At 32.4% G+C, this 21,552-nt stretch carries 23 protein-coding genes and 1 rRNA gene; all 24 read left to right on the forward strand.

The window, feature by feature from the left end:
- Positions 1–62: 62 nt before the first annotated feature.
- The 24 genes from rrf to DES33_RS02885 all read left to right on the forward strand — a co-directional run bounded on the left by rrf (position 63) and on the right by DES33_RS02885 (position 21,481).
- Positions 63–179 (forward strand): 5S ribosomal RNA (rrf, locus tag DES33_RS02770).
- A 532-nt stretch (positions 180–711) separates the two neighbouring features.
- A complete protein-coding gene (locus DES33_RS02775) occupies positions 712–1,338 on the forward strand; it encodes a thioredoxin family protein (RefSeq protein WP_110058009.1) in 627 nt (208 codons plus the stop codon).
- Positions 1,331–2,014 carry a cytochrome c biogenesis CcdA family protein gene (locus tag DES33_RS02780; RefSeq protein WP_110058010.1) on the forward strand — a complete coding sequence of 228 codons (684 nt, stop codon included), beginning with the start codon at positions 1,331–1,333 and terminating at the stop codon, positions 2,012–2,014. Before DES33_RS02775 ends, DES33_RS02780 begins: the two co-directional genes overlap by 8 nt.
- An 11-nt stretch (positions 2,015–2,025) precedes the next feature.
- The gene (gene rho / locus DES33_RS02785) at positions 2,026–3,342 is read left to right on the forward strand and encodes a transcription termination factor Rho (RefSeq protein WP_094224899.1); all 1,317 of its coding nucleotides are present in this window, start codon (positions 2,026–2,028) and stop codon (positions 3,340–3,342) included.
- A gap of 100 nt (positions 3,343–3,442) precedes the next feature.
- Positions 3,443–3,646 carry a 50S ribosomal protein L31 gene (rpmE, locus tag DES33_RS02790; protein ID WP_002836835.1) on the forward strand — a complete coding sequence of 68 codons (204 nt, stop codon included), beginning with the start codon at positions 3,443–3,445 and terminating at the stop codon, positions 3,644–3,646.
- A gap of 78 nt (positions 3,647–3,724) precedes the next feature.
- Complete coding sequence (locus DES33_RS02795) at positions 3,725–4,621, forward strand: DUF1385 domain-containing protein (RefSeq protein ID WP_110058011.1); 897 nt, start codon at positions 3,725–3,727, stop codon at positions 4,619–4,621.
- On the forward strand, positions 4,615–5,406 hold the full coding sequence (gene prmC / locus DES33_RS02800; protein WP_110058012.1) for a peptide chain release factor N(5)-glutamine methyltransferase: 792 nt from the start codon (positions 4,615–4,617) through the stop codon (positions 5,404–5,406). The genes DES33_RS02795 and prmC overlap by 7 nt, the downstream gene beginning before the upstream one ends.
- Positions 5,407–5,408: 2 nt before the next feature.
- Positions 5,409–6,476 (forward strand): peptide chain release factor 1, encoded by a 1,068-nt coding sequence (prfA, locus tag DES33_RS02805; RefSeq protein ID WP_110058013.1) that lies wholly within the window; start codon positions 5,409–5,411, stop codon positions 6,474–6,476.
- A 90-nt stretch (positions 6,477–6,566) separates the two neighbouring features.
- Complete coding sequence (locus DES33_RS02810) at positions 6,567–7,814, forward strand: bifunctional folylpolyglutamate synthase/dihydrofolate synthase (RefSeq protein WP_110058014.1); 1,248 nt, start codon at positions 6,567–6,569, stop codon at positions 7,812–7,814.
- Positions 7,801–8,706, forward strand: coding sequence for a UDP-N-acetylmuramate dehydrogenase (gene murB / locus DES33_RS02815; RefSeq protein ID WP_110058015.1), 906 nt, complete (start codon positions 7,801–7,803; stop codon positions 8,704–8,706). Before DES33_RS02810 ends, murB begins: the two co-directional genes overlap by 14 nt.
- Complete coding sequence (locus tag DES33_RS02820; RefSeq protein ID WP_110058016.1) at positions 8,696–9,445, forward strand: PHP domain-containing protein; 750 nt, start codon at positions 8,696–8,698, stop codon at positions 9,443–9,445. The genes murB and DES33_RS02820 overlap by 11 nt, the downstream gene beginning before the upstream one ends.
- A gap of 8 nt (positions 9,446–9,453) precedes the next feature.
- Positions 9,454–10,311, forward strand: a complete 858-nt coding sequence (gene rapZ / locus DES33_RS02825) for an RNase adapter RapZ (RefSeq protein WP_110058017.1) — start codon at positions 9,454–9,456, stop codon at positions 10,309–10,311.
- Positions 10,280–11,266: a gluconeogenesis factor YvcK family protein gene (locus DES33_RS02830; RefSeq protein ID WP_035109634.1), complete on the forward strand. Its 987-nt coding sequence runs from the start codon at positions 10,280–10,282 to the stop codon at positions 11,264–11,266. Before rapZ ends, DES33_RS02830 begins: the two co-directional genes overlap by 32 nt.
- Before the next feature lies 1 nt (position 11,267).
- Positions 11,268–12,296, forward strand: coding sequence for an L-threonylcarbamoyladenylate synthase (locus tag DES33_RS02835; protein ID WP_110058018.1), 1,029 nt, complete (start codon positions 11,268–11,270; stop codon positions 12,294–12,296).
- A gap of 44 nt (positions 12,297–12,340) precedes the next feature.
- A complete protein-coding gene (upp, locus tag DES33_RS02840; RefSeq protein WP_110058019.1) occupies positions 12,341–12,970 on the forward strand; it encodes a uracil phosphoribosyltransferase in 630 nt (209 codons plus the stop codon).
- An 81-nt stretch (positions 12,971–13,051) separates the two neighbouring features.
- Complete coding sequence (locus tag DES33_RS02845; RefSeq protein ID WP_110058020.1) at positions 13,052–13,363, forward strand: hypothetical protein; 312 nt, start codon at positions 13,052–13,054, stop codon at positions 13,361–13,363.
- On the forward strand, positions 13,363–15,303 hold the full coding sequence (locus DES33_RS02850) for a V-type ATP synthase subunit I (protein ID WP_110058021.1): 1,941 nt from the start codon (positions 13,363–13,365) through the stop codon (positions 15,301–15,303). Before DES33_RS02845 ends, DES33_RS02850 begins: the two co-directional genes overlap by 1 nt.
- A 9-nt stretch (positions 15,304–15,312) precedes the next feature.
- The gene (locus DES33_RS02855; protein WP_094224889.1) at positions 15,313–15,789 is read left to right on the forward strand and encodes a V-type ATP synthase subunit K; all 477 of its coding nucleotides are present in this window, start codon (positions 15,313–15,315) and stop codon (positions 15,787–15,789) included.
- Between the two features lie 11 nt (positions 15,790–15,800).
- Positions 15,801–16,355: a V-type ATP synthase subunit E gene (locus DES33_RS02860; RefSeq protein ID WP_110058022.1), complete on the forward strand. Its 555-nt coding sequence runs from the start codon at positions 15,801–15,803 to the stop codon at positions 16,353–16,355.
- Between the two features lie 8 nt (positions 16,356–16,363).
- On the forward strand, positions 16,364–17,362 hold the full coding sequence (locus tag DES33_RS02865; protein WP_110058023.1) for a V-type ATP synthase subunit C: 999 nt from the start codon (positions 16,364–16,366) through the stop codon (positions 17,360–17,362).
- A complete protein-coding gene (locus DES33_RS02870; RefSeq protein ID WP_002836812.1) occupies positions 17,355–17,666 on the forward strand; it encodes a V-type ATP synthase subunit F in 312 nt (103 codons plus the stop codon). The genes DES33_RS02865 and DES33_RS02870 overlap by 8 nt, the downstream gene beginning before the upstream one ends.
- 13 nt (positions 17,667–17,679) lie before the next feature.
- Positions 17,680–19,443: a V-type ATP synthase subunit A gene (locus tag DES33_RS02875; protein WP_094224887.1), complete on the forward strand. Its 1,764-nt coding sequence runs from the start codon at positions 17,680–17,682 to the stop codon at positions 19,441–19,443.
- Complete coding sequence (locus DES33_RS02880; RefSeq protein WP_002836810.1) at positions 19,443–20,831, forward strand: V-type ATP synthase subunit B; 1,389 nt, start codon at positions 19,443–19,445, stop codon at positions 20,829–20,831. The genes DES33_RS02875 and DES33_RS02880 overlap by 1 nt, the downstream gene beginning before the upstream one ends.
- Positions 20,831–21,481 carry a V-type ATP synthase subunit D gene (locus tag DES33_RS02885; RefSeq protein WP_094209964.1) on the forward strand — a complete coding sequence of 217 codons (651 nt, stop codon included), beginning with the start codon at positions 20,831–20,833 and terminating at the stop codon, positions 21,479–21,481. Before DES33_RS02880 ends, DES33_RS02885 begins: the two co-directional genes overlap by 1 nt.
- Positions 21,482–21,552 lie beyond the last annotated feature (71 nt).

Raw genomic sequence — 21,552 nt, forward strand, 5'->3', positions numbered from 1 at the left:
ATAAATCGAAAACTTGACTGGAAATATATACTGTTATTGATTGGAAATGAAAAGTGAATAAGTATGGTGATAAAAGCAAGAGGGATACACCTGTACCCATGCCGAACACAGAAGTTAAGCCTCTTAACGCCGATGGTACTACGATGGAAACGTCGTGGGAGAGTAGGTAGTCGCCAAACAATTGAGGTCTAACGTGATTTAATCCGTTAGATCTTTTTTTGTGCAATTTTTGCTATAGATAGAAAATGGAGTAAAGATTTCTCTAGACAACAGTTGCGGGATACACATAGGTATATACCTTAGCAAACATCTCGCACGAATATCTAGACTACGAAAATAAATAAATTTTAAGCTTGTGAACCTAAAATCGCAAACTCGCTAACGATCAAACAGTGCGATTTTTTAACGGTTCTCTTCGCTTGAATTTATGATTATTTTCTCCGTATGATATTCTTAGCTTCGATTGTTTGCTCGAAGGTTTCGCTAGATTTACAATTGCAAGACACATGTAGGTCAAAAATCAGAGCAAACATCTTGCACGAATATCTTGGGAAAAATTTAATGTTCTCACTCGCTCAGCCTCACAGCTAAAATCTTATATTATGAAAATGAATTGAGGTGTAATTAAGAACGTAAGTTTGATATAATAATATAGTAAATCAATAGTAATTTGAATATCTAATAGGTTAAAAGTAAAGAAAGGAAATGATTATGAAGAGTAATAAATCAAAATCTATTTTAGTTATTGCATTTATTGCGGTAGCTGTTTTGATTATGTTTTTTATAAAGAATAAACCAGTTATGCCAATTAATAATGATAATAGTTCTAAGCAAACTGAGACTGATGGAAATGTTAAAGGAGATAGTAGTTCTAGTAGTGAGAATAAAAGTTCATCAGATTTGAATAATTTCAAGGAAGCTTACAAGGAAGTAGACAAGGAAGATGTTTTATTTGCTGGAAAGGATGCTGGTTTTGATAAGTTTTTTTCATATGATAAGCCTGTTTTTGTAAACTTTACGTGGATTGAATGTGCTCCTTGTAAGGAAATGGCTCCATATATAGACAATACTTTCAATAAGTTCAAGGGGAAAGCCGTTGTTAAGGATGTTGAAGTAAATGTGAACAATGATTTTGCATCACAAGCTGGTATTAGAGTTACACCTACACAAATTTTTATTCCTTTAAAAGAAGATTTTAAATTTTCCGATAAGGCTCAAAGCGTGATGGATGAATATTTCCAAGAGGTTACTGTTAATGGTAAAAAGGGATATATTCACGAAGGTTTGTTAAAAGAAAACGAATTAGAAATATTGATTTCGGATATGATCAATGGATAGTTTATTAGATTTTTTATCAAAGCTAGTAAAAGATTATGTTTATTTGGCACCAATTATTTCTTTGATTGCGGGAATTTTGACTAGTTTTCTTCCCTGCTCATTGCCGATGATTCCAATTATAATTGGGTATTTGTCGGGGAATAATTACGATAAGAAAAAATCGTTCAAGGTGGCGTTGGTTTTCAGTTTAGGTAGCATTTTAGTTTTCACTATTTTTGGATTGACGGCTGCCTTGGTTGGTAAAATTTTAAATCAATTTAGTAGAGTATTTTATATCATTGTTGGAATACTTTTAATTCTTATGGCGTTTCAAAATTGGCATGTTATCAAGATTATTAGCCTCAATAAATCCAGTAAGATTACAAAGACTGGGCTTTTGGGAGCTTTTATAGCTGGTGTTATTCAAGCGGTGTTTGCATCGCCATGTTCTACACCTGTTTTGGTTTCATTGATGGCTATAGCGGCTAATACTAGAAATATTTTATTTTCTATTATTTTGTTCGTTTTTTATGGTATTGGGAATTGCTTTTTGGTATTTATGTCTGCTTTGTTGATGGGTAAAGTCGAAGAGATTATTCAAAATGATTCATATACTACGGTTTCTAAAATTATAGAAATAGTTCTTGGTGCAGTATTGATGTTATTTGGATTGTATTTCTTGTACCAAGGTATTTAGGAGGAAATTTATTGGAAAAAGATGTATTAGAATCTAAAAAATTACAAGATTTGAAGATTATTGCTAAAGCTGTAGGTGTTGCAGGTATTAGTAAATATAATAAGCAAGATTTGATAAAAGAGATTATTAGTCAAGTTAATATTAATGAGAGAAATAACTCTGAGGAAGATTACGAAGATTCTTCTTCAAATGATGAAAAAGATTTGAAAGATCCTTTGAAAGTGGAAGGAATATTGGATTTACACGAAAATGGATATGGATTTTTGAGATCGGAAGGATATGATTCAGGAGATGATGATATTTATGTACCTCCTGTTCAAGTTAGAAGATTTAAACTAAAGACAGGGGATTTTGTAGAGGGATTATCTCGTGAGAAAAAGGATAAAGAAAAATTCAATGCTTTGATTTATGTGAATCGTGTAAATGGAGATACTGTTGAAAATCTTAGAAATAGACCTGATTTTGAGAATTTGACACCGATTTATCCAAGAGAAAGATTGACTTTAGAAAGAGATTCAAAGAATGTTTCAATGAGAATTATGGATTTGATAAGTCCCGTTGGAAAAGGTCAAAGAGGTTTGATTGTGGCATCACCTAAAACAGGTAAGACGACTTTGCTAAAAAACATAGCAAACTCTATAAGAAAAAATTATCCGGAAATTCATGTTATTGTTTTGTTAATTGATGAAAGGCCGGAAGAAGTTACAGATATGAAGCGTTCTGTTTTGGGAGCAGATGTCGTAGCATCTACTTTTGATGAGATGCCTCAAAATCATATTAGGGTTGCTGAAATCGTGATAGAGAGGGCCAAGAGGCTTGTAGAACACAAGAAAGATGTCGTAATATTGGTCGATTCAATTACTAGATTATCTCGTGCATATAATGTTACTAGTCCTTATTCAGGTAAGACTTTATCCGGCGGACTTGATCCTTTAGCATTGAATGGTCCTAAAAGATTTTTTGGCGCGGCAAGAAATATTGAAGAAGGCGGTTCATTGACTATATTGGCGACAGCTTTGATTGAAACAGGATCCAGAATGGATGATGTTATTTTCGAAGAATTCAAGGGAACTGGAAATATGGAAATCAAATTGGATAGGAGCCTGTCGGAACAGAGAGTGTTCCCTGCAATTGATTTGAACAAATCCGGAACTAGGAAAGATGAATTACTTCTTACAAAAGAAGAATTATCAGCAATTAATAAAATAAGAAAACAATTGAATTCACAAGAAAACAAAAATATTGCAGACCAAATTATAAAAATGATTAAAAACACAAAATCAAACCAAGAATTTGTAAAATCAATAAATAATTTGCAAAGTTTGTAAATAAATTTATACTGAAATATTCAAATTTTGTAGACAAGTTCATACTCATGTGTTATAATAGGTAAGTCGAAAATAATTTTGAGAAAAACGAGGTGATAATATGAAAAAAGATTTACATCCAGAATACCACGAAGCTACAGTAACTTGCGCTTCTTGTGGCAATACTTTTAAAGTAGGATCTACTAAAGAAAACATAAACGTCGAAGTTTGTAGTCAATGTCACCCATTTTATACAGGACGTCAAAGATTTGTAGAACATGGTGGTAGAGTAGAAAAATTCAAGAAAAAATACAATATGGATTAGCATTTTTGCCAGTACCTTTTTGGTGCTGGTATTTTTGTGTTAAAAAATAGATAATGAACGATGAAAAGGTAAATTGAAATGAAGAAAACTACAATTGGTGGACAAGCTTTAATCGAAGGAGTTCTGATGAGAGGCCCTTCAAAGTACTCCATAGCGGTCAGAAAGCCTGATCAAGAAATTGATTTGGTTGTAAAAGACTTAGAAAACAATAAAATAAATTTGATGAAGATTCCTTTTATAAGAGGAGTTGTTAGTTTGTTTGATTCGATGAAGTTGGGAATGGATGCTTTGATGTATTCAGCAAGTTTTTACGAAGATGATAGCGAAAACTTCTTCGATAAGCATTTTAAAAACAATGCCAGAAATGTAGAAAATGTGTTTTCTATAATTACATCAGTGGCATTGGCATTACTGTTTTTCTTCTTCATTCCAACTTTTCTTACATCATTTGTTAAGCTAAATCATTCATCTTTCAGTTTCAATTTAATCGAAGGAATGATACGAATTATAATATTTTTCACATATCTTTTTATAGTTTCTCATTCAAAAGATATGAAAAGAGTTTTTGAATATCATGGTGCTGAACACAAGAGTATTTATTGCTATGAGCAAGGACTGGATTTGACTGTTGAAAATGTTAGAAAACAAAGTAGACTTCATCCAAGATGTGGTACTAGTTTTTTGTTTACGGTTATGATAATTTCTATTTTGGTGTTGGGTTTAGTTGGATGGCCAAATCAGTTGATGAGAATGTTGTATCGTATAATATTACTTCCAGTGATTGTATCAATTTCGTATGAAATTAACAGATTAATCGGAAAATACGATAATACAATAACGGCACTACTTGTTAAACCTGGATTATGGGTTCAAAAGTATTTTACAGTAAGAGAGCCTGACGACAAGATGATAGAAGTTGCTATATTGGCACTTAAAAGTGTTACTCCAGAAAAAGAAGATGAAGATTTATGGTAATCAAGGATATTTACAGTTTATTCGACAAATCTGATTGTCTGATGATTTTGGAAAAATTATATAACTATAGTTTTTCTGATTCTATTATTCATTCAAATGATGAGATTAATGAGAATGATGAGAAAATAATTTTAGAATACAAAAGACTTTACGATGAGGATATTCCAATCGAATATATACTTGGGTTTAAGTACTTTTACAATAGAAAGTTTTATACAGATCCTGATGTTTTAATTCCAAGATTTGATACTGAAATTTTAGTAGACGAAATAATCAAGACTAATCGTAAGTTTGACAATATACTTGAAATCGGAATTGGATCTGGAATAATATCAATCACTTTGAATTTAGAATTGAATTCAAATGTTTTGGGTGTGGATATAAACAAAAAGGCTATTGAACTTTCCAAGAAAAATGCAGAAAGTTTAAATGCTAATAATGTTGAGTTTATTTATTCTGATCTGTATGAGAATGTGAATTCTAAGTATGATTTGATAGTTTCCAATCCACCTTATATAGACAAAAAAGATTTCGATTCACTTGAAACAAAGATTTTAAAAGAACCACGCTCTGCACTTTTTGGCGGAGATGATGGACTATATTTTTATAGAAAAATAATAAATAAAGCTGGTGATTATTTGAATGAAGATGGTATGCTTGCTTTTGAAATAGGATATAATCAAAGAGAGAGTATATTTCAAATTTTAGATAAAAATGGATTTAATAATCACTACTGCATAAAAGACTTTAACGGTTTTGATAGAGTAATAATTGCGAGGAGGTAATTATGTTTGAAAATTTGGATAGTGTTGTAGATAAATTCAAAGACTTAGAAGTAAAAGTCGCAGATCCTGAAGTTATCGCTGACATGGAAAATTGGACGAAATTAATGAAAGAACACGCTGATTTAGAACCAGTTGTTAATAAATATTTGGCATACAAAGATAATTTAAAAAATTTAGAAGAAGATAAAGAGTTGTTGGGAACTACTGGAGATAGTGAAATGGAAGAACTATTGAAAGACGAAATATCAACATTGGAAGAACAAATCGAAAACGATCAAGAAGAATTGAAGATTTTGTTGTTACCAAAAGATCCTAACGACGAAAAAAATGTATTTATTGAAATAAGAGCAGGCGCTGGCGGAGATGAAGCAGGTTTATTTGCTGGTGAACTTTTAAGAATGTACCAAATGTATTCTGATAAAAAACGCTGGACAACTGAAGTTATGGATATTCAACAACAAGGTGTTGGCGGTGTTAAAGAAGCTGTAATGATGGTTAAAGGAAAAGGTGCTTATTCTAGATTAAAATACGAATCAGGAGTTCACAGAGTTCAAAGAGTTCCTCAAACTGAAAGTTCAGGAAGAATTCACACATCTACGGCAACTGTTGCTGTGTTACCGGAAGCCGAAGATGTTGATATTAAGATTGAACAAAAAGATTTGAGAATTGACGTATTCAGAGCAAGTGGTAATGGCGGTCAATGTGTAAACACTACTGACTCTGCTGTTAGAATAACGCACATTCCAACAGGCCTTGTAGTGACTTGTCAAGATGAAAAATCACAAATCAAGAACAAAGATAAAGCGATGAAAGTTTTAAAATCTAGATTATATGATTTGATGGAAGAAGAAAAGAACAAAGATAGAGCAGATGCTCGTAAATCTCAAGTTGGTACAGGGGATCGTTCTGAAAGAATTAGAACTTACAACTTCCCACAAGGAAGAATAACAGATCACAGAATCAACAAAACAATATTCCAATTACAAAATTTCTTAGATGGAGATATTGAAGAAATGATCGATGATTTGACAAGTTACGATCAAGCTGAAAAATTAAAAATGATGAATTAAAAATTAACTCGAGTTTAAATGCTCGAGTTTTTTATATTATAGCAAGTAATGATATAATTAGATATATATATTTAAATTTAGGAGATAAAAATGAATAGTGAATTAATTTATGAATATTTGGATAAAATTGGAAGAGATGGTTACAAGTTGGGACTTGATAGAATGCAAAAAACTTTGAAAATTCTAGGTAATCCCGAAAAAAGTTTTAAAATAATCCACGTTGCAGGAACTAATGGTAAGGGTTCTACATCAACTTTTATATATCAAACACTAAAAGAACATGGTTATAAAACTGGACTTTTTACATCACCTCACATTATTAATTTTTACGATAGAATAAAAATCGACAAAGAAATTTCAGAAGAAGATTTCATGAGAATTTTCGAAATTATCAAGGATACTATTGAAGAAAATGATATAAAGGTGTCTACATTTGAATTTATAACTTTGTGTGCAATTTATTATTTTGCAGAACAAAAATGCGAATATGTGGTTCTTGAAGTTGGAATGGGCGGAAGATTGGATTCTACCAACGCTACAGATGAAACATTGTTGTCTGTAATTACAAAAATTGGATTGGATCACCAAGAATATTTGGGAAATACTTTGGAAGAAATTGCATATGAAAAAGCTTGTATCATGAAACAAAATGGAAGATGTGTGGTTTATAATCAACAAGAAAGTGTATTGGATGTATTCAGAGAAGTTGCAGAAGAAAGAGATAACAAACTATACATTTGCGATTTTGATGAGGCGAAAAATATTGAAATCAACGCTACACATAATTCGTTTGATTGGAAAAATTTGCATATTGAAACTAGATTGGTTGGAAGATATCAATTATTTAACGCACAATTAGCATTGAGTGCTATTGATGTATTAAGAGATGAACTCGATTTGTCTGATGAAGATATCATCAATGGTTTCAAAAACGCATATATTCCTGCAAGATTTGATGTGATTAGACACAACCCAACAGTAATATACGATGGCGGACACAATGCCGATGGGGTTAAAGCTTTGAAATCATCAATAGAATCTGTGTTTGGTGATAAGAAGATCGTATTTGTTTACGGTGTATTGAAAGACAAGGACTATAACGATGAAATCAAACTAATCCATGAAAATGCCAAAGCATTTGTGACATTTACGCCAGATTCACCAAGGGCATTAAAAGCAGAAGATTTGAAAAATCAAATCGAAGCATACAGCGATAATGTTGTCGCAAAACCAAATGTAAATGACGCCGTGGATTATGCTATTGAACATTTCAAAGACGATGTAATTATAATTTTTGGAACGTTGTACAGTGCGGAGCAAGCTTATGAACATTTATAAAAAAGTTTTTGATGGGAAAAATATCGGAGAAATTTTATACGATGAGCCAATGAAAAATCACACTACTTTCAAAATTGGAGGTAGTTGTGATGTTATGATATTTCCTAAAAATGAAGAACAAATAATAAATGCCATTCAATTAATAAAACAAAATCGATTTGCCTACAGAATTATAGGCAATGGATCGAATCTGTTAGTTAGCGATGAAGGGTTGAGAGAAGTCGTAATTAAATTACACGATAATTTCAACGACATGAAAATTGATGGTGATATTTTAACTGCAAAATCAGGGGCGTTATTGAGCACTGTCAGTAAATTAGCTATTAATAACTCTTACGCTGGTTTTGAAGCTGTTAGCGGCATACCCGGAGACATTGGAGGGGCTATTACAATGAATGCAGGTGCATATGGAACAGAAATGAAAGATATTGTTCACAGAGTTAAGGTTATTGATACAGATTTGAATGTAAAATATTTTAACTGTGATGAGATGGATTTTTCCTACAGACATTCAAGGGTTCAAGATGAAAAATTAGTCGTTTTGGAAGTTGAATTTTTGCTAAAAAAAGGTGATCAACAAGAAATCCTCAATAATTTTCACGATTACACAGAAAGAAGAACATCAAAGCAACCATTGGAACTTCCTTCATGTGGCTCTGTATTCAAAAGGCCAGAAGGACATTTTGCGGGACAATTGATTGATGAAGCAGGGCTTAGAGGATACAGATACAATGATGCAATGATTAGTGAAAAACACTGTGGATTCATAGTCAATGTTGGAGATGCAAAATGCTCTGACGTTGTAGAGGTTATAGAACATGTGCAAAAAGTTGTGTTTGATAAGTTCAATGTGAAGTTAGAACCAGAAGTGAGAATTATCGGTGGAAGATAAAATAAAATTAACCAGAGAATATCACGTGCATTCAGTTTACAGTCGTAACAATCACGGGAAAAGTACAATCGAAGAAATTGTACAAGAAGCGAGAGTAAAAAAATTAAAGACTATAAGCATAACTGATCACGGTCCTGGACACTTAATGTACGGAATAAAAAGAAAATTAATTCCTGTACAACGTGAAGAAATTGATAGGCTCAAAGAAAAGTACGACGATATTGAAATTCTGATGGGAGTTGAAGCCAACGTAATTGGCTACGACGGAGAGATAGATATTAGAGAAGAAGAGAAAAAGTATTTTGATTTTATCAATCTTGGATTTCATGATGGAGTTAGATTTGTAGACAAAAAATCTTTTTATAATTATCATGTTTTAAAAAGAATGAGCTGGATGGGACAATCGGTCAGGAAAAAAATGATTGATTTGAATACAAATACAATGGTAAAAGCATTGGAGAACAACGATATTTTTATAATAACTCATCCAGGAGATAAAATAGATGTTGATATCGAAAAAATCGCACAAACATGCGAAAAAACAAACACAGTTATGGAGATTAACAACCATCATCCACACTTATCTGTAGAAGAAATCAAAATTTCTTCACATTATAATGTTAAATTTAGTTTAGGGAGTGATGCTCATCACAGAAAAAATATTGCAAATGTGAATGACAGCGTCAAAAGAGTAATTGAATCAGGGTTGGATATTAGTAGAATTATAAACATCGATTAGGAGATTTCATGGAAGTTGTAATTATTACAGGAATGAGTGGAGCTGGCAAAAGTGCCAGTAGCGATATTTTTGAAGATTTGGGTTATTATACATTGGATAATATGCCGCCATCTCTTTTATTAAGTTTTATCGATTTGACTACAAAAAGCAAGAAAAAAATCAACAAAATAGCTTGTGTAGTAGATATTAGAGGTGGAGAATTCTTCGCTGATTTGATGAAGTCCATAACACTTTTGAAAAATCAAAGTATTGATGTTAAAATTTTGTATTTGGATGCATCAGATGAAATTCTAATCAGAAGATACAAAGAACATAGAAGGCCACATCCCTTGGCAGTCAATGGAAATATTTTAGAAGGTATAGCTAATGAAAGAGAACTTCTAAGTGAAGTCAGAAATTCAGCAGATTCAATCATCAACACTTCTAATTTGACACTGGGAGAATTGAGAAGAAAAATATTATCTGCATTTTCACTTAAAGATGTAGACACAAAACTAGCAATATCTGTAGTATCATTTGGATTTAAGCATGGAATTTTGCTGGATGCAGATTTGGTATTTGATGTCAGATTTCTTCCGAATCCCTACTATATAGCAGAATTAAAAAAATCTTCTGGACTAAATACAGATATAAAAGAGTATGTATTTGGATTTGAAGAAGCAAATGAATTCTTGGATAAATTGGTGGATATGATGGAATTTTTGATTCCTAAATATTCAAAAGAAGGAAAAACAAACTTGGTTATAGGAATAGGATGCACCGGCGGAAAGCACAGGTCCGTTGCAATAGCACAAGCTTTGACAACAAGGCTTGAGGGAAATGGAGAAAAAGTTTATGTATCCCACAGAGACCAAAAATTTTGGTAAAAAAATAGTAACTATAGGCGGAGGAACAGGTAATTCTATATTGCTAAGAGGCGTCAAAAATTTCACATCAAACATAACGACTATTGTAACTGTAGCTGATGATGGTGGAGGAAGTGGAGTTCTCAGGGAAGATTTGGGAATGTTACCTCCTGGTGATATTAGAAACTGTCTTGTGGCACTTGCTAATACTGAACCTATAATGGAAAAATTAATAAATTATAGATTTTCAAATGGTCAATTAAAAGGTCAGAGCTTAGGGAATTTATTGATAGCTGCGATGAATGATATATGTGGCGATTTCAACGAGGCAATAAAAGAAATAAGTAACGTACTTGCGATTACAGGAAAAGTACTGCCAATGACTTTGGATAATGTCAAATTATTTGCTGAATTGGAAGATGGATCTACTATTGAAGGTGAATCGAACATCACGTTTTTGAATAGAAAAAACGGAGGTAAAATCAAAAGGGTATACACATCACCTAAATTGCTTTTGCCATTAAAAGAATCCATAGATAGCATAATGGATGCAGATATTGTTCTATTAGGACCAGGATCATTATACACATCTATAATTCCCAATCTTTTAGTAACAGACATATCACAAGCACTAAAAGAAACAAAGGCAGAAGTTGTGTACATATTAAATATTATGACACAACCTGGAGAAACTAATGGTTACAGCGTTACAGATCATGTAGTTGCCATTATTGATCACGCAAATTCAAACATTATCGACAAAATCGTCGTTAATTCCAAGGAAGTAGACAAATATGCGAAATACAGATACAAATCAATTGAAAACTCTACGCCGATTTATATTACAGATGAAGATCGTGAAAATATGGAAAAATTAGGCATAGAAATCATAGAAGCTGATATATGTGATATTAGCTATGATTATATTGTGCATGATTCGAATAAATTGATGAAAACTATATTAGAAAGATATTAGTATGAATACGATTATTGAAAAATTAGACGGACAAAACAAAATACATGCACTTGAAAAAGCTGCAGATTTAATAAAAAATGGAAGTGTAGTTGCATTTCCAACAGAAACAGTATACGGATTAGGAGCAAATGGATTAGATGAAGAAGCTTGCAAAAAAATATTCGATGTCAAGAGAAGAAAAAGAGACAATCCACTAATCTTGCACGTAACTAACGATGAAATGGTCAGAAATTTATCGTCAGAAATCACTGAAGATCAAAAAAAATTGATGGATAATTTGTGGCCAGGTCCATTGACTATAATTTTCAAAAAAAGTGACAAAGTTAATGACGTTGTAAGTTGTGGAGGAAATACAGTTGCAATTAGAAATCCATCGGATGAAATCGCAAGGTTTTTGATAGATAAATCAAATTGTCCAATAGCAGCTCCATCTGCAAATAAATCGGGAAGGCCATCACCAACTAATGCACAAGATGTGTATAGTGATATGAAAGGTGAGATTGAAATGATTTTGGATGGAGGAAGTTGTAACATTGGAATTGAATCCACTGTTGTCGATTTGACGGAGAAACCGTACACCATACTTAGACCTGGTTTTTACACAAAAGAAGATCTGGAAGTATATTTGGATGAGGTTGTGTACGATAAATCATTAGTTGATTCTAACACTGTTCCGAAATCCCCAGGACAAAAATACAAGCACTATGCACCTAAAACAAAACTCATAGTAATCAAAGGAAACATGGATAACATACAAAGTTATGTTAATAGCTTGGGAATAAATACCGACGAAATTGGATTTATACTGTGTGAAGAAACTGCAACGAATGTAAATTTCGAAAATGTAAAAATAATTTCAAAAAGAAATGATTATTTGAATTTTGCACACAATATCTTTTCTTACCTCAGGGAGTTAGATAAATTAAATTATAAATTATTAATTTGTGAAGGGGTAAATGAACAAAAAATGGGTATAAGTATAATGAACAGGCTTAAAAAATCTTGTGCCAATAACATAGAATTAATTTAGTATGTTATAATAAAGAGTATAAAGTTTATTTTATAGGAGGAATTATGAGTAAAGTAACTGTATTTGATCATCCGTTGATTAAACACAAATTAACAATTTTACGTGATAAAAACACAGGAAGCAATCAATTTAGACAGTTAGTTTCTGAAATAGCAACTTTAATGTGCTATGAAGTTACTAGAGACTTTAAATTAGAAGATTGCAAAGTAGAAACTCCGATAGGAACAACTACCGGCCAAACTCTTAGTGGTAAAAAGTTGGGAGTAGTTCCAATTTTAAGAGCAGGTTTGGGAATGGTTGAAGGATTTTTGAGTGTACTACCAGCAGCAAAGGTTGGACACATCGGATTGTACAGAGATCCTGAAACATTAAAACCTGTTGAATATTATTGTAAATTGCCAAAAGATGTTGAAGAAAGAGATATTATCGTTGTGGATCCAATGCTTGCAACAGGTGGTTCTGCAGAGGCAGCGATTACTTTCTTAAAAGAGCATGGATGTAAAAACATCAAATTGGTTAATATCATAGCAGCTCCAGAAGGAATCAAGATGGTTCAAGAAAAGCATCCAGATGTAGATATATACGTAGCTGGTCTTGATGAAAAATTAAATGAACACGGTTATATTGTGCCAGGTTTAGGTGATGCAGGAGATAGATTATTTGGTACTAAATAGCTTTAAAGCTTTTAGTTATATACTTATGGTTTTAGAGTATTTTTCATATTCTAAAACCATCTCTAATTAGGAGGTGAAACAATGTCAGATACTGCTATATCAAAAATTAAAGAAGCTGAAGAGAAGGCTAAGCTTATTGTCGATGAAGCTAATGAAAAAAGAAAAAGCATTTTAGAGGATGCAAAATCAGAAGCTGAACAAAAATACAATGACATTATCAACGAAGCACAAAAAGTTCGAAATGAAAAACTTGAATCTTCAAAGAATAAAGCAATTGAAGAATCAAAAGATTTGGAACAAAAAGCTAAGATGAATAACGAAAGTATTAAAAACATCGACATTGATACAGTTGAAGGACTTGTAGACAAAATCGTTGAAAGGATAGTGAGTTAATGGCTATTGTAAAAATGAGCAAATTTGATTTGTATTCATTTGATTATGATAGAGAAAAATTACTCGAAGATCTTCAAAAGTTTAATTATGTTCATATTGATGAAAAGAAAGTAGAAGACGAAAATCAAGGGGTAAGGAATTTAGATAATTCTGAACAAATTGTTAGCACTAGTGAAAAGCTTACCAAAGTAAAATGGGCTATAGATTTGCTTGAAAAGTATTCAGAAAAGCACAATAAGATAGACGAATTAAAACGAGGTAAGAAAACATTTAGACTAGATGAGCTTACTAAAAAAGCACTTGATTTTGACTTTGATGAACACTACAAAGAACTTTCATCTTTGGATAAACGACTAACTGAATTAGATCAGAATAATCAAACTTTGAACCAAAAAAAATCTGAATTAACTCCATGGGAGGAGTTAGATTTGGATATTTCAAAGATTGATGATTTTGAAAGGGTTAAGGTAGTTACAGGAACTGTAAGTGATAAATTCATCGATCAGTTGAAATTAAACACAAAAGACATTGAAGATATTTATATCGAAGAAATTTCTCGTAATTCAGGCTTTGTTTACTTGCTTGTTATCTGTAAGGATTATGAAAAAGCACAAGATATCCTAAGAGACAATGGATTTGTCAATATTAATATTAAATCACATGGACTTGTAAAAGATGAAATCAGAAATATTGACGAGCAAATTATTGAAAACAAAAAGCAATACAAAGAAATAGAAGATCAAATTAAATCAAAAACAGATTTGACTGAACAATTTAAGATTTATCATGATTATCTTGAAAACAACAGCTTAAAAGAAGAAGCTACAAGCAAAATTAAGAGGACTGATAAGATTGATATAATCGAAGGATATGTTCCTACTGACAAAGAAAAAGATTTTGAAAATGTACTACAAAACTCATTGAATAACAAGTACTATTTGGAAATGAATCCAGCAGATAAAAATGATCCAAATGTACCGATTATTTTGAAAAACAGAGGATTTGCAAAAGCTTTTGAAAGCATAACGGGAATGTATTCATTGCCAAAATACAACGAAGTTGATCCAACACCATTATTGGCACCTTTCTATTGTTTCTTCTCAGGAATGATGATTGGTGATTTGGGATATGGATTGATTGTATTTTTAGCAATAATAGTAGCTCTCAAGATTTTTAATCTTGATGAAAAGAAAAAGCAATTCTTGAAATTCTTTATGTTCATATCGATTGCTTCGATGTTCTGGGGATACATTTACGGATCGTTCTTTGGTGGAATTATACCAATGACACCTATCATTGACACAAGCAAAAACGCAATGACTTTAATAGTTTTATGCTTAATATTTGCTTTTATACATTTATTCTTTGCATTAGGAATTAAGGCATATATGTTGATTAGAGATCACAAGCCTTTAGATGCATTTTATGATGTAGGACTATGGTATTTAATTATTATTAGTATATTGATATTATTAAGTGGTAACCTATTAGGATTACCTGCAATGGCAATGACAGTAGCAAAATGGATTGCCATAGCATCAGCAGTGGGGATAGTTTTAACAGCAGGAAGAGATGCAAAAAGCATTGGTGGTAAGCTAGGCTCAGGATTGTATTCATTGTACGGAATATCTGGCTGGATTGGAGATTTCGTATCATATATGAGACTTATGGCATTAGGTTTATCAGGAGCATACATTGCAGTAGCAATTAATATGATTGTAAAAATGATGGCTGGATCAAGTATTATTGGATTCATATTTGGACTTATCGTATTCGTGGTGTTCCAAGCATTCAACGCATTCTTATCGTACTTGTCAGCATACGTTCACTCTGCTAGATTGATTTTCGTAGAAATGTTTAACAAGTTCTACGAAGGTGGTGGAGTGCCATTCAAGAAACTTATAACAGAATCAGAATATTTTAACATAACAAACAAATAGGAGGATATTATGGAAAAATTCTTTTTAGAAAACGGTGGATTAGTTTTAGGAGTATTATCAGTAGTAATAGCAGTTTTATTCTCAGGTATGGGATCTGCTAAAGGTGTAGGTAGAGCAGGGGAAGCTGCAGCTGGAGTAGTTATTGAAGAACCAGAAAAATTCGGTAAATCATTAGTACTTCAATTATTACCAGGTACACAAGGTTTGTACGGATTCGTAATTGGTATTTTAATTCTATTCAAACTTGTTGGTGGGGATACTTCATTAGCACAAGGATATGTTTACATTGCAGCAGCTATACCAGTAGGTGTTGTTGGATATTTCTCAGCAATTGCTCAAAGTAAAGTAGCAGTTAGTGGTATCAATATCTTAGCAAAGAATGAACCTCAACAAGCAAAAGGAATTATCTATTCCGTAATGGTTGAGTTATATGCCATCTTAGCATTCGCTATTTCATTCTTATTAATGAACCAAATCCAAGCTTAATGGTGATTTAGATGTCTAATTTAGATAATATAATTAATGAAATTCTTGAAGATGCAAAAAAAGAATCTGAACAAATTCTAAATAATGCAAATCAAGAAAAAGAAAAAATCATTGAAACTAAAATAGACCAGGCTAATCAAGAAAAAGATACAATATTAAACAAAGCAGAATCTGAAGCAAAAGGCGTATATGACAGATACTTATCTCAAGTTGTTTTAAAATCAAGAGATAATGCACTTTTTGCAAAACAAGAAGTAATCGATAGTGTTTTACAAAAAATAAAAGATAAATTAAAGAATATGTCACTTGAAGATTATAAAAAATACCTAACAAACAGTTTATCCAAAATGGATTTAAATAGTGATGATTTGTTAGTATTACAATCTGATAAGTATGATAGTTTGAAGAATGAAAACTTTAATGTAAAAATATCGGATGAAACTGTTGACAGCGGATTTTGTATTAAAAGAGGTAATGTATTAATCAATAATAATTTTTCTTCACTGGTCGATTCAATGAAAGATGAATTGGAAGTAGAAATTGCAAAAACTCTTTTTAAGAAGTAGGTGATAATATGAAAAAAGAAGATTTCATACATCAATCTGCTATAACTCGTGTCAAAGAAAAGGAATTGTTGAGTAAGAATGATTATGAAAGGCTGATAGATGCAAGTAATTTAGAAGAAACTGTAAGATTACTTTCGGATTCAGTGTATCAATCAGAATTTGCAAAGCTTGATAATTATAAGAATTACGATGTTGCTTTGAAAAATGAGTTAAAAAAGACTTATAAATACATGTATGATATGAGTAGTTTCCAATTTCCTGTCGATTTAATGGCATTAAAATACGATTATCATAATTTAAAAGTGTTGATTAAAGAATATCTAAAAGATGAAGATTTTTCTTCAATGTTAAGTGATATAACTAGAATTGAATTTAAAAGCATGAGAGATTCAATTAGAGAAAATACTGAAATTGAAATGGAACATTTTGATAAAGTTATCAAAGATTCAATCGCTGATTACGAAGAAAACAAAGATCCTCAAATGGTAGATATTTATGCTGACAGAGAGTATTTTGTGGAAACTTCAGAAATTGCAAAACAAATTGATTCAGATTTGATAAATGAATACGTCGAAGATTTGATAGATTTTACTAATATTAAAACTTTACTTAGAGTTCAAAACCAAAAGAAAAGTTTAGAATTTTTGAAAGAAGTCATTATTCCTAATGGTAGTATTGAATCTGAAAAGTTTGAAAGTGAATTGCATTCTGAAATTACCGAAGATAGTCCATTATTCAAACAAGCTAGAATTTACTACTATGTAAAAGAAGCTATCAGTGAGTATAAGAAATCAAATAGTTTATCTGTCTTTGAAAAAGCAATGGATGATTATTTGATGGAAAAAATCAAAGAAATCAAAAAGGTTACTTATGGACCTGAGGTTTTGTTTGGATATTTATTTGCAAAAGAAACTGAAATTAAGAATCTTAGGATTATTTTTGTAGGAAAGATTAACTCATTGAAACCTGATTATATCAGGAGTAAGTTGAGGTTAAGTTATGCGTAAAAAAGTAGCTGTAGTAGGTGATAGAGATTCTGTGTTGGTCTTCAAAGCTTTGGGAGTAGATGTTTTTGAATCTATTGAAAGCACTGATGCTAGAAAAACAGTTGATAGATTAGCAAAAGAAGACTACGGAGTGATTTTTATTACTGAACAAATAGCAGAAAAAATCAAAGAAACAATAGATAGATATAATGATAAAGTTTCACCAGCTATTATCTTGATACCTTCTAATCAAGGTAGCTTGAACATTGGAATGAACAGAATCAATACCAATGTCGAAAAAGCTGTTGGAGCGAACATTTTGTAAAGGAGAGCTTATATTGAAAGAAGGTAAAGTATTAAAAGTATCCGGACCTTTGGTAGTTGCTGAAGGAATGGGAAACGCAAGCGTATATGACGTTGTTGAGGTTTCAGACGATAAGCTCATTGGAGAGATTATTGAAATGAGAGGCGATAAAGCCTCAATTCAAGTATATGAAGAAACAACAGGAATTGGCCCTGGGGATAAAGTTGTATCTACAGGTCACCCACTATCAATTGAATTGGGACCTGGTATATTAGAGCAAATGTTTGATGGTATTCAAAGACCATTAAAATCATTGCAAGAAAAAGCTGGAGACTTCTTGTTAAGAGGAGTTAGCGCTCCATCATTAAACAGAGAAAAGAAATGGGAATTCAAACCTGTCAAGTCTGTAGGTGATGAAGTAGAAGCAGGAGATATTATCGGTGAAGTTCAAGAAACTGAAGTAATTGTTCACAAGATAATGGTTCCAGCTAATGTATCTGGTAAAATCAAATCAATTGAATCTGGAGAATTCACTGTTGATCAAACAGTTTGCGTTGTAGAACAAGATTCTAAAGATATTGAAATAAATATGATTCAAAGATGGCCTGTAAGAAATGGTAGACCTTACAAGGAAAAGGAAGATCCAATCAGACCATTGATCACAGGTCAAAGAGTTATCGATACATTCTTCCCAGTTGCAAAAGGTGGTACTGCAGCAATTCCAGGACCTTTCGGTAGTGGTAAAACAGTAGTTCAACACCAATTAGCTAAATGGGCAGATGCTGAAATAGTTGTGTATGTAGGTTGTGGAGAACGTGGTAACGAAATGACAGACGTTCTTAATGAATTCCCTGAATTGATTGACCCTAAGACTGGACAATCATTGATGAAGAGAACTGTTTTAATAGCGAACACTTCAAACATGCCAGTAGCAGCCAGAGAAGCAAGTATCTATACTGGAATTACAATCGCTGAATACTACAGAGATATGGGCTATTCGGTAGCGATGATGGCTGACTCAACATCAAGATGGGCAGAAGCTCTTCGTGAAATGAGTGGTAGACTTGAAGAAATGCCTGGTGATGAAGGTTATCCAGCATACTTGGCATCAAGAATTGCTGATTTCTACGAACGTGCTGGAAAAGTAAAATGTTTAGGTAGTGATGGAAGAGACGGATCATTGACAGTTATCGGTGCGGTATCTCCTCCAGGTGGAGATATTTCAGAACCAGTTACACAATCAACACTTAGAATTGTAAAAGTATTCTGGGGATTGGATTACGCATTAAGTTACATGAGACACTTCCCAGCAATAAACTGGATTAACTCTTATTCATTGTATCAAGATAAAATCGACGAATATTTGGATGGTAACGTAGATAGTAATTTCTCAGATTTTAGAAAACAAGCTATGAAGTTATTACAAGAAGAATCATCTTTATTAGAAATCGTAAGATTGGTTGGACGTGATTCATTAAGTGATGAAGACCAAATCAAACTTGAAACTTCAAAATCATTAAGAGAAGATTTCTTACAACAAAACGCATTCCACGAAACAGATACATTCTGTTCATTGGACAAACAAGCAAAGATGTTAGATTTGATCTTAACATTCCACAAGGAATCTTTGAGAGCTTTGGAAGAAGGAGCTTATGTATCTGAAATTTCAAAACTTGCTGTAAGAGAAAAAATCACACGTGCTAAAAACATTCCAGAAGATGAACTACAAAGATTTGAAGAAATTAAACAAGAAATTAAATCACAAATTACCGATTTAGTTAATGGAGGTGAACGTTAATGATTAAAGATTATAATTCAGTAACAGAAGTAGTCGGACCATTAATGGCGGTAGAAGGTGTAGAAGGCGTAAAGTTCGATGAACTTGTTGAAATAGAATTACAAGATGGAGAAAAAAGACGTGGTCGTGTTGTAGAAATTGACCACGATGTAGCAATGGTTCAAGTATTCGAAGGTACATCAGGAATTAACTTACAAGAAACTACAGTAAGATTTTTAGGTAGACCTTTGGAACTTGGAGTATCTGAAGATATGATTGGTAGAGTATTTGATGGTTTAGGTAGACCAATAGATAATGGTCCTAAAATTATTCCAGAAGATAAAGTGGACATCAATGGTTCATCTATCAACCCTGTATCCAGAGACTATCCATCAGAATTTATAGAAACAGGTGTATCTACAATTGATGGTTTGAATACTCTTGTTAGAGGACAAAAACTTCCTATATTCTCAGGATCAGGTCTTCCTCATAATAAATTAGCAGCTCAAATAGCAAGACAAGCAAAAGTTTTGGGTAAAGATGATAAATTCGCCGTAGTATTTGCTGCCATGGGAATAACATTTGAAGAAGCACAATATTTCATCGGAGACTTTAACAAAACAGGTGCTATCGACAGAGCAGTATTGTTCATGAACTTAGCTGATGACCCAGCAATTGAACGTCTTTCAACTCCAAAAATGGCGCTTACTTGCGCAGAATTCTTGGCTTTTGAAAAGGGAATGCACGTATTAGTAATCATGACAGACATGACAAACTACGCAGAAGCACTTCGTGAAGTATCTGCTGCCAGAAAAGAAGTTCCAGGTCGTAGAGGATATCCAGGATATTTGTACACTGACCTTGCAACTTTATATGAAAGAGCTGGAAGAATCGTTGGAAGGGAAGGATCTATAACTCAAATTCCTATCTTGACAATGCCAGAAGACGATATTACTCACCCAATACCAGACTTGACAGGATACATTACAGAAGGTCAAATTATACTTTCGCGTGAATTATACAAGAAAGGATATGAACCTCCTATTAATGCTATTCCGTCATTATCAAGACTTAAAGATAAAGGTATTGGTAAAGGCAAAACAAGAGAAGACCACGCAGATACAATGAACCAAATCTATGCAGGTTATGCGTCTGGACTTGATGCAAAACAATTATCTGCAATTCTTGGTGAATCTGCATTGAGTGATGCCGACAAAGCATTTGCAAAATTTGCTGAAAGATTCGAAAGAGAATATGTAGATCAAGGTTATTATACTGATAGATCTATCGAAGAAACTCTTAATATTGGCTGGGATTTATTAAAAGAAATACCACGTACAGAATTGAAGAGAATTAAAGATGAATTAATAGATAAATATCTTGGAAATGGTGAAGGGACTGATGAGTAATGGCAAGACTCAACGTCAATCCTACAAGAATGGCTCTGTCGGAGCTAAAAGCTAGACTCAAAACATCTTCCAGAGGTCATAAGTTATTAAAAGATAAACAAGACGAACTTATGAGACAATTCATCGACATGATAAAAGAGAACAAAGCTCTAAGAGAAAAAGTTGAAGAAAAACTTCAAAACTCATTCAGCGATTTTCTAATGGCAAGTGCAATAATGAGTCCAGAGTTTTTAGATGAAGCAGTATCATTTCCTAAAACAAAGGTAAATGTAGATATTGAAACTAAAAACGTAATGAGTGTAATTATTCCACAAATGAAATTCTCTCGTGAAGGTGAAGCTGATTCTAGTGAAATATATCCTTATGGATATGCTCAAACATCACAAGATTTGGACTTGGCAATTGACTCATTGAATTCAGTTATGGATGATATGTTGGAATTAGCTCAAATCGAAAAAGCTACACAATTAATGGCGGATGAAATTGAGCAAACTAGAAGAAGAGTAAATGCTTTGGAATATAGAACAATTCCTGATTTGGAAGAAACAATTAAATATATCAGAGCAAAGCTTGATGAAAACGAACGTGCTAATATTACGAGACTTATGAAAGTAAAAGATATTATCGCAAAACAAGAAAACGAAGCATAAAAATAAGACTGGGTAAAATGATCTTAGAATTAGATTACTCAGTCTTTTTTTATGGTAATATAATTAGTAGA

The organism is Finegoldia magna (assembly GCF_003182075.1).
Taxonomy (GTDB): domain Bacteria; phylum Bacillota; class Clostridia; order Tissierellales; family Peptoniphilaceae; genus Finegoldia; species Finegoldia magna.